Here is a 12,750-nt window from a genome sequence, read left to right as displayed (position 1 = left end):
CGGTCCGCACGCCATAAGTGTGCCTGTAAACTTAATGTTTCAGGTGCTGAAACCACATGCATAATTTGCTATGTTTCCCATGCCCGCCACTGGCATGTGCTTTTTCAAATCGATGCACAAGTCGGTGAACAGACCGGGCCGAAGCTGGCAAGTTATTGCGGTGCCGCTAGACTTACAGATGCGCCGTCAGGCGGTGCACAGGCGAACTGATTTTCAGGTGGGCCACTATTATGAACCAAAGTTTTTTGAGAATTATCCGAAGCGGAACCGCTGTGCTTGTATTGGCCACAGGCTCTGGCCTGGCCTTTGCTGACAGTGAAAACGCTCATATCGCAATCGAAAACCCTGCTGAGCTGAGCAAGGAAGAGGCATTAAGGCATTACAAGTCGCTCAATCGTCGAATGGCGCGCGGCTATGCAGCGGCGCAACTGGACCTGATCCTGAACTACCAAAGCTGGCCGCTTTTCAACGATGCGCCATATATTTCGGCAACTCATGGCCAGCGGTTTGTGAACAGTTATGCCAACCGCATGGCTCATAACTATGCGACTTTGCAGGAGGGTGAAGAACTGCCTATGGGTTCGGTTCTGGCCAAAGACAGCATGACGGTTACGGATCAAGGTCGCATACATCCAGGTGCCATGTTCATAATGGAGAAACTGGCAAACGGGGCGAACCCGGATACAGCGGATTGGCGTTATATCATGGTCCTGCCGGACGGCTCGGTTTTTGGCGACACTTTGGGTGATCGCGCCGGTGAAGTCGCTTATTGCCACGTCTGCCACGAACTGGTGGCGGATCGAGACTATACGTTTTACGTGCCGGAGGAGTATCGCAAGAGCGAATGACCGGATCAGGCCGGTTCGCCCGGTAGCTTCAATTCTGTCGCCTCGCGGCGGCTGAGTTGTTCGCCTTGTTTGCGTTTTGACAGGACTTCTCGAGCTAGCGCGTATTTCTCATCCTGCCAGAAGATCAGGCACCCGTTGCACCCCTTGCCACAGCAGCCTTCGGTGCCGATACGGTTGGTCTTGAACCGGCGTTCATTGCCATCTTCGCCGATCTTTTCAACCAGTTCGTCACGACGACGGGCATAAGCCGTTGGGTTGTCGCGGCCCGTGGTTTCCAGCCCTTGAACCAGTTTGTCGAAACGAATGCGGCTCCAGTGTTCATCGGTCAAGGCGCGTTCCTTGCGCAGGACCGAGTAAACCGGGAAGCGCGCGCGCAGGTCATCGATGTCTTCGTGATCGAACAGGGTGAAAGGCAGTCGGATAATAGTTTTCGTGCTGCCATGCACCACATCCAGCCGCTTGCCATCAGACGCGCGCTCGAAATCGTAGACCCGCAGCAGAACCGTATCGCGTGAGATGGGCGAGACAAAATCCAATACGTCGCCCGGTTCCAGCTTGTTCTTCACCTCGACCAGAAAGGCGTCTTCAGTCACTTCGGTGACGATCCCCGCATACTCCCACTGCGCGATCGAAGCGGTGTGTTCGTAGTCATGTGCGTAATTGGTCAGACGCCCCTCGTGGAAGGCCAGCGTGTAGCCTCGGTTTCCGACGGTTTCCAGTTCGCGCATATAGGGCTTCGGGTCCCAGTCTTCGGGGGCGGCGTTGTAGTCGTCGATGGCCATCCGATACGCCCGCGCGACGATGGCGGCGTAATACTCCGACTTGCCGCGCCCTTCGACCTTGAGGCTGTCGACACCGATCTTCAGGTATTCATCCAGCTTCGGCATGATACACAGATCGCGCGAGTTCAGGATGTATGACCCCCGGTCATCCTCTTCGATGGGCATCAAGTCACCGGGGCGGCAACCTTCTTCCAGCAGGAATTCAAACAGGTCGGCGTTTTCATCGGTGATGCGCAGTTCCTGATGCGTGCCGTCCTTCAGGCGCAGTTTCAGGCCATAGTTCCAGCGGCAGGAATTGGCGCAATTGCCCTGGTTCGCCCCGCGTTCGGCCATGAAGTTGGACAACAGGCAACGACCGGAATAGGTCATGCACATGGCGCCGTGCACGAAAGCCTCAAGCTTGATGTCAGGGCACTTCTCGCGGATTTCCACAAGCTCGGGGTACGAGACTTCGCGTGCCAGAACCACCAGTTCTGCGCCCTGGTCCTGCCAGAACTTCACCGACAGCCAGGAACAGATATTGGCCTGAGTCGAGATATGCAGCGGCAGTTCGGGTGCGCGTTCGCGAACATATTGGAACACACCGGGGTCGGCGATGATCAGCCCGTCGGGCTGCACCTTGCGCACCGTGTCGATGTATTCATCCAGTTTCGGGATGTCTTTGTTATGCGAAAACAGGTTCAGCGTCAGATAGGCGCGTCGGCCATGGCTATGGCAGAACTCAACCCCTTCGATCACCTCTTCCAGCGAGAACTCGGATTTCGTGCGCAACGACATATCGGGTGTGCCCAGATACACCGCGTCTGCGCCGTAAAGGATGGCGAGTTTCAACTTGCGCAGATTACCCGCGGGCATCAGCAATTCGGATCGGGACTGGGTCATTTGGCCACCTGGCAAAGGATCAAGGCGGCCTTCTACGCCAAATAGGCCGAGTCCAAAACCCCGTTATCTGCGACGGAACCGCGCTGTGCCGATCACTTCAACCAGCTGCTGACGCACCGGTTCGGGTTGAGCCTCGACCGCGTTCAGAACCTCGCGCAACTCGGCCCGCAGCCCGTGCATCTGATCAATCAGTGAGATCATCATCGACAGTGCATCTGCCTCCATGTCGTACTGTTCGTGCAACTCGCAGGCCAGTTCCAGACGGGCGACGTCGATGCTGTGATAAACTAACCCCTTATCTGATTGTTCGGGGATCACAATCTCTGCCGCCAGATACTCGGTCAGTCGGTCCGAGGTCAGTCGGGCGACGGTTTCGATCAGTTCCTTCTCGGTCAAGGTCATGACGGCATTCCTTTCCGCGGGTCGTAGCTGTGCGTCTCGCGCCAGGTCTCCATGAACTGTTTCAGGTCGTCATCGATTGTGTCGGGCATCGAGACGGTCAATTCGATCAACTGATCCCCGCGCTCGGACGAGCCGCGTTTTTTGACACCCTTGCCTCGCAACCGCAGGGTTTTGCCGCTGCTTGTGCCTGCCGGGACGCTGACATTCACGCCGCCATCAATCGTAGGGGCGGGGACTTTGCCGCCCAGAATCGCCTCATCAATGGTGATGGGCAGCGTGATGTGGATGTCGTCGCCCTGACGATCAAACACCGGATGACTGGCCACCGAAACAGTTACCAGAGCATCGCCTGGAGGGCCTTCACCATATCCCGGTGCCCCTTTGCCCCGCAGGCGGATGGTTTGGCCATCGGTTATACCTGCGGGGATTTTGACTTCGATCCGGTCGCCGTCTGGCAAGGTCAGTTTCTGGCTGGCACCGAATACGGCATCCAGAAAGCTGATCTGCAGCGAATAGTTCAGGTTGTGCCCCGGCGCGTGAAACTCATGGCCGCGCTGGCCGCCAAACCCGCCACGCCCGCGCATGAATTCAGCGAAGATGTCGGACATGTCGTCCGGGTCTGCCTGACGTCCGCGATAGGGGTTGCCAGCGGCTTCGGCATATTCACGGTAATACTGTTGTTGCGGACGTTCCTGACCCGATGCGTCAATCTCGCCATTGTCAAACCGGGCACGGGTTTCTGGGTCTTTCAGCAAATCGTAGGCTGCGGCAGCGGCCTTGAACTTTGCCTCAGCCTCGGCATCGCCGGGCTTCAGGTCCGGATGGCATTCCTTGGCAATGCGCCGATAGGCTTTCTTGATATCGGCGGCGCTGGCGTCTTTGGCCACACCAAGAACGGAATAGGGATCGTCGCTCATCTCACACTCATGGCTCGGGGACAGGTCTGATTTTGATGAATGTCTTCTACCATGCGATTTCAACGGGTCAAAAGGAAGAGGCGATTGAATTGCCTCGTAAAATCCTGCAGGTCTGTTAACATCTGCATGTTTCTAATTGTTGATTGACGGAGATCGTCACATGTCGCGTAGAATTAAATCGGCTTTGGCCTTGCTGGCGGGGAATGCCATTGGGTTGTTGCTTGCCTCGCTGATACTGTCAGGATTTGCGATCAAGCCGATCTCTTTCATCGTCGTTGTAATCGTCTTCACCGTGGTGCAGCTGATTGCCGAACCCCTGATCCTGAAGCTGGGTGAAAAGAAAGCGCCTGCGCTGAAGGGCGGGATTGCTTTGATCGTGACCTTTGTGGGCCTGTTGGTGACTGATCTGATAACCGCTGGGCTGACCGTAGGTGGAGTTGCGAACCTGTTGGGAGCAACGCTGTTGGTCTGGCTGGGGGCGCTGATCGCCAGCGTTGTGCTGCCGATCTACGTGTTCAAAGAACTGCGCGAAGCCAAGAAGTAATCATAGCGCGTTCAAGCTGGCCTCGATGGCTTGCCACAGTTCTTCTACAGGTTCGCATCCGACGGACAGGCGGATGAAGGCGGGATCGACATCGTCGCCCCATCGCGCGCGACGTTCGGCTGAACTGTGGACGCCCCCGAAAGAAGTGGCGGGGCGCAGAAGAGGGCAATCGTTAATGAAGGCTTCGGCTTTCTCTTCACTTTCCAGTGTCAGGGACAGCAGAAACCCAAAGCGTGCCGTCTGTGCCTGCGCCAGCTTGTGGGATGGATCGCCCGGCAGACCTGGATAGCGGACCTGTTTCACTGCGGGGTGTGCCGCCAATTGTTCCGCTAATACCTGTGCCGAGCTACACATGCGGTCGAAGCGTACATCCAGCGTTTCCAGCCCGCGATGCAGCAGCCACGCCTCATGCGGTCCGGGGATTGATCCGGACACTTTTCGCCATTCCTCGACCCGTTCCATGATATCGTTGTTGCGGCAGGCCACATGGCCCATCAGCATGTCGGAATGCCCGCCCATCGCCTTGGTATCTGACGAGACAACTACATCGATGCCCAGTTCCAGTGGGCGTTGACCCAGCGGGGTCATCGTCGTGTTGTCGGCAATGGTCACTCCCCCGGCGGCGCGCACCTGTTCGGCAACCACTGCCAGATCGATCATATCCAAACCGGGGTTCGAGGGGCTTTCTACAAAGACAACATCGAACCCACCAAAACCGCCGTTGGTAAAGGCGACAGTGGGTCGATCCTCAACGGTCACGTCCAGACGTGAAAGGAAACGATTCGCCAGCAGGCGTGTCACGTAGTACCCGTCCGACGGGATCAGCAGGCGTGATCCGGCCTTGAGGGTCGCGAACAACGCTGCCGAGATCGCAGCCATCCCCGAAGGGAATGTCAGGCAGGGTGCGTCCTCCAGATGGGCCAGAACATGTTCCAGATGCTCCCAGGTTGGGTTGTCGACGCGGCCATAAGTCCGCAAACCTTCTGTCACGCCGGGCAGGTGGTACATGCTGCTTTGGGTCAGCGGCAGGGTTACCGGCTCACCGGCGTTCAACGCGTTGCCGCGCAGGTGCAGCATCTCTCCGGTTTTAGAAGCCATAGCTCAGCGCCCCGGGATTTCGTCGCGGGGCGGGGCGGGTTCCCAGTTCTCGATGATCTCGACCGCCTCTTGCGCAGTGTCGACAAAGCGGAACAGGTCGAGGTCTTCGTCCGAGATGGTACCCGCATCGGCCAGTGCTTCCCAATTGATGACCTTTTCCCAGAATTCGCGGCCAAACAGTAGGAAGGGCACGCGGTCCATCCGCCCGGTCTGGATCAGGGTCAGTGATTCGAACAGTTCATCCATGGTGCCAAAACCGCCGGGGAAAATAGTGATGGCGCGGGCGCGCATCAGGAAATGCATCTTGCGAATGGCAAAGTAATGGAAGTTGAAGCTGAGATCAGGCGTCACATAGAGGTTCGGCGCCTGTTCATGCGGCAGCACGATGTTCAAGCCGATCGAGCATCCGCCTGCGTCCTGCGCGCCTCGGTTTCCGGCCTCCATCACACCGGGGCCACCGCCGGTGACGATGACGTTCTCACGGCATCCGGTTTCGTTTGACTTTTCGGTCATCAGCCGCGCGAACTCACGCGCCTCATCGTAATATTGTGACAACCCGGCCAAAGTCTCTGTTCGCGCTGTGTGTTTCTGCGACGGTTCCGGAATGCGCGCGCCGCCGAACATCACAATGGTCGAGGTGATCTCGCGCTCGGTCATGATCATCTCGGGCTTCAGCAGTTCCAGTTGCAGACGCACCGGGCGCAATTCGTCCCGGCACAGGAATTCGTCATCGGCAAAGGCAAGGCGATAGGCAGGTGAACGCGTCTGCGGCGTATCCGGAACCTCACTCGCGGTCGAGCGGTCGGTCTGCGCGTCGCGGAACGGGTTGTGGCGGTCTTCTCTCATAGGTGATCGATCCCTGCTTGCGTGTTTGACAAACAGCTATAGGGTTCGCGATCAGAGCGCCAGTCACGGAAAGACAAGAATGAATTGGAAAAGTGAAATTTCAAAAGCCCGCGACCGTATCGCCGGATATGCGCAAGTGACCCCGGTGACGGAAAGCCGCATTCCGGGCTATTCGATCGAGCTGAAGCTGGAGCATATGCAGCACACGGGCAGTTTCAAGGCGCGGGGGGCGTTCAACACGCTGCTCAGCATGGAGGTGCCACAGGCAGGCGTCGTGGCCGCGTCCGGGGGCAACCATGGTGCGGCGGCCGCTTATGCTGCGCAGACGCTGGGCTATCCCGCCAAGATATTCGTGCCGGAACTGGCAGGCCCGTCGAAAATCGCCTTGATCCGGCAAACTGGCGCAGACTTGAGTGTTGTATCTGGCGAATACGCCAACGCGCTGACCGCGGCGCAGGAGCATGAGGCGGCTACGGGCGCCATGCAAATTCACGCCTATGACGCACCGGCTACAGTGGCAGGGCAAGGGACTTGTTTTGCCGAATGGGATGCTCAGGGATTGCAGGCCGATACGGTTCTGGTTGCGGTCGGTGGCGGCGGTCTTATTGCCGGTGCCCTGGCGTGGTTTGACAGCGCGCGCAAGGTTGTGGCGGTCGAACCTGAAACCTCTTGCGCCTTGAACGCTGCCTTACAGGCGGGTGAGCCGGTGGATGTCTCGGTCTCGGGAATTGCAGCCAATGCTCTGGGTGCGCGGCGGATCGGACAGATCTGTTTCGATCTGGCGCAGGGGATGAGCTCGGTTCTGGTGTCGGACGACGCGATAGCGGATGCGCAAAAGGCGCTTTGGCGGAACCACCGCATTTTGGTGGAGCCCGCAGGCGCAGCAGCCCTCGCAGCATTGACGTCGGGTGTCTACCAGCCCGAACCGGATGAGCGTGTTGCCGTTCTGCTGTGCGGCGCAAATATTGCACCGGACCCGTTTGCAGGGTGAATTATCGGCTTGTGAACGGGTAGGGCGGATTTTATCTATAATCCATGTCCGCTACGATTTCCGACACGATCTATCAAAGCCTGAGCCAGCAAATCATCACCGGAGAGCTTGAGGCCGGGGAAAAGCTGCGGCAGGACCATATTGCCCGCCAGTTTGACACCAGCCATGTCCCTGTACGTGAAGCCTTGTTGCGGCTCGAAGCACACGGGTTGGCCCTGCATGAGCCTCGCCGCGGGATGCGCGTCACTGCGCTGGACCCGGCTGAGGTGCGCGAGGTGATCGAAATGCGCGTGGCGCTGGAAACCCTGGCGTTGCAGCAATCGGTGCAGAACATGTCTCCGGTCGCGTTGGACAAGATCGATCACGCACGCATCGCCTGTGATGAGGCGCAGACTATGCCGCAATGGGAAGCCTTGAACCGAGCCTTCCATCGCGCCATTTTGACGCCGTGCGGCTTGCCCCGGCTTTTACACGCCATCGACGATCTGCACATCGCAAGCGCCCGTCATCTGTTTGCGCATTGGCGGTCAAAATGGGTGCAACAGGTGGACAAGGATCATGCGGCACTTGTTCAGGCCCTCAAGCGCAAGGACCTAAGCACTGCAAAAGGTATCCTAACCCGCCATATCCGCCGCGCCAGCTGATTCCAGACCTTTCAGACGCAAAATGACCTGTGTTCGTCGCATTGCGCCATGGGTTCCACTTGCGTATAGGCCAAACCGACACGAACAGATTCTGTAGGGAGACGCCCCATGTCCAACGCGCAACTGGAAGCCGCCATCGAAGCCGCCTGGGAGGCGCGCGACACAATCACGCCCGCCACCACCGGCGAACAGCGTGAAGCGATCGAGGATACGCTGAACGCGCTGGACAGCGGGTCGCTGCGCGTTGCGGAAAAGCTTGAGAATGGCGACTGGCATGTGAACCAGTGGGCCAAGAAAGCGGTTCTGTTGGGCTTCCGCATCAAGGATATGGAAATCCAGTCCGGTGGTCCGCAGGCTGGCGGCTGGTGGGACAAGGTGGACAGCAAGTTCGCCGGTTGGGACGCAAGCCAATGGCAAGCAGCCGGGTTCCGCGCCGTTCCGAACTGCGTTGTCCGCAAGTCTGCTTATATCGCGCCTGGCGCCGTTCTGATGCCGTCTTTTGTGAATCTGGGCGCTTATGTCGATGAAGGCACCATGGTTGATACATGGGCCACGGTCGGATCCTGTGCTCAGATCGGCAAGAACGTTCATCTGTCCGGTGGTGTCGGCATTGGCGGCGTGCTGGAACCGATGCAAGCTGGCCCGACCATCATCGAGGACAACTGCTTTATCGGCGCACGTTCGGAAGTGGTCGAAGGTTGCATCGTCCGCGAAGGTTCGGTTCTGGGAATGGGCGTGTTCATCGGTAAATCCACCAAGATCGTGGACCGTGAAACCGGTGAAGTCACCTATGGCGAAGTACCGCCCTATTCGGTGGTCGTTGCCGGTTCGATGCCTTCGAAGAATAACATCAGCCTGTACTGCGCCGTGATCGTGAAGCGGGTGGATGAAAAGACCCGCTCAAAAACAGGCATCAACGAGCTGCTGCGCGACTAAATTCGCCAAAACATCAATGAAGGGCTGTCGCTTTTGCAGCAGCCCTTTTCTTGTGATTCAGACTTTGACCGGATAACGATCCGGTTCTTCAAAAACGTCGATCACCCGAGTACCCGCCTTGATCTTACCGCCGTGTTCGACCCCTGATGGGATCGAATAACTTTCGCCCGGACGGTATGTTTTGGTCTCTGCACCAATAGTCAGTTCAACTTCGCCTTCAATTACCGTTCCCCATTGGGCTTTGTGGGAATGTGCAGGCAGTTCGAAGTCTTTGAGAAACGTGAAAAACGCGACCAATCCTGCATCCGACCGTATCACGGCGGTTTGAACGACGTCTTCCGGGAACGGGACATCGAGGCTGGGAAATGCTGTGATGAAATCTGGATAAGTCATAAAACGGTCCTGTATTGTCATGGTTCGGTTGTTTCCCGGTACTATGGACGCCAGATTGCCTGTCTGCAATTCCGGGCTTCTTGACCGTCGGCGGGCACGCAGCTATGGCCCTGCGCATGGAAAAGCAAAAGAAACCTTCGCGTCAGCAAGTTTATACTCTTCTGGTCCAGATCGGCCGCAAGGATGGTGACGGGTTGCCCGAAGGGGCAACCGGCGCGGCGTTGATCTGCTATGCCAGTGGCGTAGACGAGGCCGAGGCCGTGCGCGAAACGGTAGCGATACTGAAGCAGGCCGACACGGCACCGTTGGACGTCACCGGGTATGGCACACTAGCCGAACGCGAGGCGCAGGGTCACGATATCGAACCGGACGAGCGTGCCCTAATGCAGCGCGCGCTGGACGAAAATGCTGTAATCGTTGCGCAGATGACGCCGTTTTTTGGAGACGAGGCAGAAGCCTAGTTCCGCATCCCGAACCATTTGCGATAAATTTCGTCATAGGTTCCGTCTTCGCGCAGTGCCAGCAGGGCCTGATTGACATCCTCGACCAGCGGTGAGCCTGTCGGGAAGGCAATGCCATAGTTTTCGCGCAGGAAGATGCCACCTGTCATAGACGCGATCCGCCGCCCCTCATGCGAGGCGAAATAGGACAGGACAGGCGCGTCAAACACGACGGCGTCAAGTTCCTCGGCCTTGAAAGCGTCCAGCATCTGCTCCAGTCCAGGATAGCCGGTGAATTCGATCTCACGCCGGTTTAGAAAACTTGCTGCGGTCGAGTTGGAAATGGTGCCGACATTTTTGCCATAGAGATCGTTGACCGAGTTCACGCTGCCGGTAATCGCGTCCACCGTCATGACCGAGGTGATGCGTGCGGTAAAAACCGATACGATGAACAAGGACGATACAACCAGCACGACCCCCAACATTCGCCCAAACGGGGTACGGGGCATACGTTCCTCGAAGCCGCCATTCACAACCAGGTTCAGCGCCCACCAGAACGATGGAAACCAGGCTTCGTTCAGTTTGCGGTCAAAATAGGGTTGGGCGCGGCGCTCAAAGCTCCACATCAACATGCCGCCGCCAAGGAGAATGGCAAAGGCCAGACCGATAGCGATGAAGAGTTCTTTGGACAGCAGTGCCTGTACCAAGGAAGGCTGTCGCACTGCGTCTGACGGCACCATGATCTGCAGCCCGGCCTCAAAGATCGGCTGGCTGAAATCCATTTGCGTTTCACGCATCGCTGTGATCGAGATATTGGCGATTGCAAGGTCAGCAGACCCATCCTGCACAGCGCCCAGCATGTCTGCAAAGGCATCCACGCGGTTGACGGTGTAGTCCCAATTTAGGGACTCAGCCAGTGCAGCCAGCAAGTCCATCGAGAAACCCGTTTCCGCCCCGTCTTCGACATAGGAAAACGGAGGGCGGGTCACGGTTGTGACAGAAAGGGACTGTGCCAGGCTCTGCTGTGCGATGACGGCGAAAGTCAGGCAGATCAGAGCGTATAAAGCGCGCTTCATATTCAATTCACCTGTTTCGCGGCCCTGTAACGCGATTGTGCGGCGCACGGCAAGGTGGTCGCTGGGTAAATTGTCATATGGGGTTGGGGTATCGCTTTGACACCTTTGCATTCAGGTGATCGATTTTTTTGCCATTTGGGGTTGGAAAACCGGCCAATTCGTTGAATCTGTGCGCGAACCAGCAAGAGACGTAGCTTCTGAGGCCCCTGCATGACCGACCCTGTTCAATTGACAGCTGACCTGATCCGTTGCCCATCGGTCACACCTGAAGAGGGTGGAGCGCTTGAATTGCTTGGGTCGGTTCTGTCGGATGCGGGCTTTGAATGCACGCGCGTCGACCGTGGGGGCATCAGTAACCTGTTCGCTCGGTGGGGCCAGAAAGGCCATGCGCGCAGCTTTGGGTTCAACGGCCATACCGATGTTGTTCCGACAGGCGACGAAGCGGCCTGGACGATGCCGCCTTTCGGGGCCGAGGTGCGGGATGGTGTGATGTACGGGCGCGGCACTACCGATATGAAATCAGGCGTTGCGGCCTTTGCCGCTGCGGCGGTGGATTTCGTGCGCGACACGCCGCCGGACGGGGCCATCATCCTGACCATCACCGGCGATGAAGAAGGTGATGCGCTGGACGGCACCACCGCCTTACTTGACTACATGAGCAGCGCGGATGAGCGCATGTCGGTCTGTCTGGTCGGTGAGCCCACATGCCCGAACGCGATGGGCGAGATGATGAAGATCGGCCGTCGCGGCTCGATGACGGCGTGGTTCACGATCACTGGCGTTCAGGGGCATTCGGCCTATCCGCATCGGGCCAGGAACCCTTTACCTGCGATTGCGCGGCTGATGGATCGGCTGGCAAGTCACGAGCTGGATCAGGGCACGGACCACTTCGACGCCTCTACATTGGCAGTTGTTACGATCGACACCGGGAACGCTGCCACCAACGTGATCCCAGCCCGGTGCAGCGGCGCGGTGAATATCCGTTTCAACGATCTGCATTCCGGTGAAAGCCTAAGCGATTGGCTGCGATCAGAGGCCGATCAGGTGGCTACCGAGTACGGCGTTGAGGTGGATGTAAAAATCAAGATTTCCGGCGAAAGCTTTCTGACCCCGCCGGGGCCACTGTCTGATCTGGTGGCCAAAGCGGTCGAAGCGGAAACCGGTGTCACGCCCGAGTTGTCGACAACAGGGGGCACATCGGATGCGCGTTTCGTTAAAAACCACTGTCCGGTGGTCGAGTTTGGGCTGGTCGGGCGCACCATGCACCAGGTGGATGAATGCGTTGAAGTGGCCCAGATCGAACAGCTCAAGGCGATCTATACGCGTATCCTGAAGGACTATTTTGCCTGAGCCATGCAGCGCACGTTGGTGATCATGGTGAAAGAGCCCCGTCCGGGTCGTGTGAAAACGCGGCTGGGGCGTGATATTGGCATGGTTGGTGCGGCCTGGTGGTTCCGGCATCAGACCCGGTCTTTGATCCGTCGGCTGCGCGATCCGCGTTGGCAAATCGTCCTCGCCGTGGCGCCAGATGCCGAGGGTCTGACCAGCCGTATCTGGCCAGCTGACCTGCCGCGCGCGGGACAGGGGCGTGGTGATCTTGGACAGCGCATGGGGCGCATGCTGCGGGGCATGCCCAAAGGTCCGGTTTGCCTGATCGGTGCCGATATTCCAGGGATTTCGCGCAGACATATTGCCGGTGCTTTTGATGCGCTAGGGCGGTCTCAAATGGTGTTTGGCCCTGCACCGGATGGGGGGTACTGGCTGGTCGGCGCGCAACGCTATGCGGCTTTGCCGGTAGGTTTGTTTCGCAATGTGCGCTGGTCGACCGAACACGCTTTGTCGGACACGTTGGCCACGGTTCCCGGCGCGCGGGTCTCGTTGCTGGATCACCTGCGCGATGTGGATACAGTAGCCGATCTGAAAGCCTGAAGTTTTTTGATCATGACGCGGT

15 protein-coding genes are annotated in these 12,750 nt (G+C 58.0%); 8 read left to right on the top strand and 7 right to left on the bottom strand.

The window, feature by feature from the left end:
• Nucleotides 1–230 precede the first annotated feature (230 nt).
• Nucleotides 231–848: a cytochrome P460 family protein gene (locus GOV90_RS07085; RefSeq protein WP_171095717.1), complete on the top strand. Its 618-nt coding sequence runs from the start codon at nucleotides 231–233 to the stop codon at nucleotides 846–848.
• A gap of 5 nt (nucleotides 849–853) precedes the next feature.
• Here GOV90_RS07085 and GOV90_RS07080 read toward each other — a convergent pair whose 3' ends face one another.
• From GOV90_RS07080 to GOV90_RS07070, 3 genes are all read right to left on the bottom strand, one after another.
• Nucleotides 854–2,512, bottom strand: a complete 1,659-nt coding sequence (locus tag GOV90_RS07080) for a U32 family peptidase (protein WP_171095719.1) — start codon at nucleotides 2,510–2,512, stop codon at nucleotides 854–856.
• Between the two features lie 63 nt (nucleotides 2,513–2,575).
• The gene (locus GOV90_RS07075; protein ID WP_171095721.1) at nucleotides 2,576–2,914 is read right to left on the bottom strand and encodes a hypothetical protein; all 339 of its coding nucleotides are present in this window, start codon (nucleotides 2,912–2,914) and stop codon (nucleotides 2,576–2,578) included.
• Complete coding sequence (locus tag GOV90_RS07070; protein ID WP_171095723.1) at nucleotides 2,911–3,831, bottom strand: DnaJ C-terminal domain-containing protein; 921 nt, start codon at nucleotides 3,829–3,831, stop codon at nucleotides 2,911–2,913. The genes GOV90_RS07075 and GOV90_RS07070 overlap by 4 nt, the downstream gene beginning before the upstream one ends.
• A 160-nt stretch (nucleotides 3,832–3,991) precedes the next feature.
• Here GOV90_RS07070 and GOV90_RS07065 point away from each other — a divergent pair, with 160 nt between their 5' ends.
• Nucleotides 3,992–4,375, top strand: coding sequence for a hypothetical protein (locus tag GOV90_RS07065; protein ID WP_171095725.1), 384 nt, complete (start codon nucleotides 3,992–3,994; stop codon nucleotides 4,373–4,375).
• On the opposite strand, the gene GOV90_RS07060 is transcribed toward GOV90_RS07065, so the two are convergent.
• Together GOV90_RS07060 and GOV90_RS07055 are read right to left on the bottom strand one after the other, a co-directional pair.
• Nucleotides 4,376–5,473: a cystathionine gamma-lyase gene (locus GOV90_RS07060; RefSeq protein ID WP_171172833.1), complete on the bottom strand. Its 1,098-nt coding sequence runs from the start codon at nucleotides 5,471–5,473 to the stop codon at nucleotides 4,376–4,378.
• Between the two features lie 3 nt (nucleotides 5,474–5,476).
• Complete coding sequence (locus GOV90_RS07055) at nucleotides 5,477–6,319, bottom strand: TIGR00730 family Rossman fold protein (protein WP_171095729.1); 843 nt, start codon at nucleotides 6,317–6,319, stop codon at nucleotides 5,477–5,479.
• Between the two features lie 79 nt (nucleotides 6,320–6,398).
• Between GOV90_RS07055 and GOV90_RS07050 the strand changes: the two genes are divergently transcribed.
• The 3 genes from GOV90_RS07050 (at nucleotide 6,399) to dapD (ending at nucleotide 8,890) form a co-directional block, all read left to right on the top strand.
• Nucleotides 6,399–7,310, top strand: coding sequence for a threonine/serine dehydratase (locus GOV90_RS07050; protein ID WP_171095732.1), 912 nt, complete (start codon nucleotides 6,399–6,401; stop codon nucleotides 7,308–7,310).
• A 44-nt stretch (nucleotides 7,311–7,354) separates the two neighbouring features.
• Nucleotides 7,355–7,954, top strand: a complete 600-nt coding sequence (locus tag GOV90_RS07045; protein WP_171095734.1) for a GntR family transcriptional regulator — start codon at nucleotides 7,355–7,357, stop codon at nucleotides 7,952–7,954.
• A gap of 108 nt (nucleotides 7,955–8,062) precedes the next feature.
• The gene (gene dapD / locus GOV90_RS07040) at nucleotides 8,063–8,890 is read left to right on the top strand and encodes a 2,3,4,5-tetrahydropyridine-2,6-dicarboxylate N-succinyltransferase (protein WP_171105853.1); all 828 of its coding nucleotides are present in this window, start codon (nucleotides 8,063–8,065) and stop codon (nucleotides 8,888–8,890) included.
• 57 nt (nucleotides 8,891–8,947) lie between these two features.
• Here the strand turns inward: dapD and GOV90_RS07035 are convergent, their stop codons facing one another.
• Nucleotides 8,948–9,283, bottom strand: coding sequence for a cupin domain-containing protein (locus GOV90_RS07035; protein ID WP_171095738.1), 336 nt, complete (start codon nucleotides 9,281–9,283; stop codon nucleotides 8,948–8,950).
• 104 nt (nucleotides 9,284–9,387) lie between these two features.
• Between GOV90_RS07035 and GOV90_RS07030 the strand changes: the two genes are divergently transcribed.
• On the top strand, nucleotides 9,388–9,744 hold the full coding sequence (locus tag GOV90_RS07030; RefSeq protein ID WP_253284805.1) for a hypothetical protein: 357 nt from the start codon (nucleotides 9,388–9,390) through the stop codon (nucleotides 9,742–9,744).
• On the opposite strand, the gene GOV90_RS07025 is transcribed toward GOV90_RS07030, so the two are convergent.
• The gene (locus GOV90_RS07025) at nucleotides 9,741–10,799 is read right to left on the bottom strand and encodes a transporter substrate-binding domain-containing protein (protein WP_171095742.1); all 1,059 of its coding nucleotides are present in this window, start codon (nucleotides 10,797–10,799) and stop codon (nucleotides 9,741–9,743) included. The two genes, GOV90_RS07030 and GOV90_RS07025, sit on opposite strands and share 4 nt — an antisense overlap.
• Nucleotides 10,800–11,009: 210 nt before the next feature.
• Between GOV90_RS07025 and dapE the strand changes: the two genes are divergently transcribed.
• Both dapE and GOV90_RS07015 read left to right on the top strand, forming a co-directional pair.
• Nucleotides 11,010–12,149, top strand: a complete 1,140-nt coding sequence (gene dapE, locus GOV90_RS07020; protein ID WP_171095744.1) for a succinyl-diaminopimelate desuccinylase — start codon at nucleotides 11,010–11,012, stop codon at nucleotides 12,147–12,149.
• Between the two features lie 3 nt (nucleotides 12,150–12,152).
• Complete coding sequence (locus tag GOV90_RS07015; RefSeq protein WP_171095746.1) at nucleotides 12,153–12,728, top strand: TIGR04282 family arsenosugar biosynthesis glycosyltransferase; 576 nt, start codon at nucleotides 12,153–12,155, stop codon at nucleotides 12,726–12,728.
• Nucleotides 12,729–12,750: the final 22 nt, after the last annotated feature.

The sequence above is a fragment of the Ruegeria sp. HKCCA5929 genome (assembly GCF_013034525.1).
Lineage (GTDB): Bacteria > Pseudomonadota > Alphaproteobacteria > Rhodobacterales > Rhodobacteraceae > Ruegeria.
Note: the sequence above shows the minus strand (reverse complement) of the source record. Positions and strands in the feature narration are given on the sequence as shown.

Excerpts from the sequence above, each read along its gene's own strand:
- GOV90_RS07065 (WP_171095725.1), top strand. The coding sequence starts at position 3,992 with ATGTCGCGTAGAATTAAATCGGCTTTGGCCTTGCTGGCGGGGAATGCC.
- GOV90_RS07075 (WP_171095721.1), bottom strand. The coding sequence starts at position 2,914 with ATGACCTTGACCGAGAAGGAACTGATCGAAACCGTCGCCCGACTGACC.
- GOV90_RS07025 (WP_171095742.1), bottom strand. The coding sequence starts at position 10,799 with ATGAAGCGCGCTTTATACGCTCTGATCTGCCTGACTTTCGCCGTCATC.
- GOV90_RS07030 (WP_253284805.1), top strand. The coding sequence starts at position 9,388 with ATGGCCCTGCGCATGGAAAAGCAAAAGAAACCTTCGCGTCAGCAAGTT.
- dapE (WP_171095744.1), top strand. The coding sequence starts at position 11,010 with ATGACCGACCCTGTTCAATTGACAGCTGACCTGATCCGTTGCCCATCG.
- GOV90_RS07080 (WP_171095719.1), bottom strand. The coding sequence starts at position 2,512 with ATGACCCAGTCCCGATCCGAATTGCTGATGCCCGCGGGTAATCTGCGC.
- GOV90_RS07085 (WP_171095717.1), top strand. The coding sequence starts at position 231 with ATGAACCAAAGTTTTTTGAGAATTATCCGAAGCGGAACCGCTGTGCTT.
- GOV90_RS07045 (WP_171095734.1), top strand. The coding sequence starts at position 7,355 with ATGTCCGCTACGATTTCCGACACGATCTATCAAAGCCTGAGCCAGCAA.
- GOV90_RS07015 (WP_171095746.1), top strand. The coding sequence starts at position 12,153 with ATGCAGCGCACGTTGGTGATCATGGTGAAAGAGCCCCGTCCGGGTCGT.
- GOV90_RS07060 (WP_171172833.1), bottom strand. The coding sequence starts at position 5,473 with ATGGCTTCTAAAACCGGAGAGATGCTGCACCTGCGCGGCAACGCGTTG.
- GOV90_RS07035 (WP_171095738.1), bottom strand. The coding sequence starts at position 9,283 with ATGACTTATCCAGATTTCATCACAGCATTTCCCAGCCTCGATGTCCCG.
- GOV90_RS07055 (WP_171095729.1), bottom strand. The coding sequence starts at position 6,319 with ATGAGAGAAGACCGCCACAACCCGTTCCGCGACGCGCAGACCGACCGC.
- GOV90_RS07070 (WP_171095723.1), bottom strand. The coding sequence starts at position 3,831 with ATGAGCGACGATCCCTATTCCGTTCTTGGTGTGGCCAAAGACGCCAGC.
- GOV90_RS07050 (WP_171095732.1), top strand. The coding sequence starts at position 6,399 with ATGAATTGGAAAAGTGAAATTTCAAAAGCCCGCGACCGTATCGCCGGA.
- dapD (WP_171105853.1), top strand. The coding sequence starts at position 8,063 with ATGTCCAACGCGCAACTGGAAGCCGCCATCGAAGCCGCCTGGGAGGCG.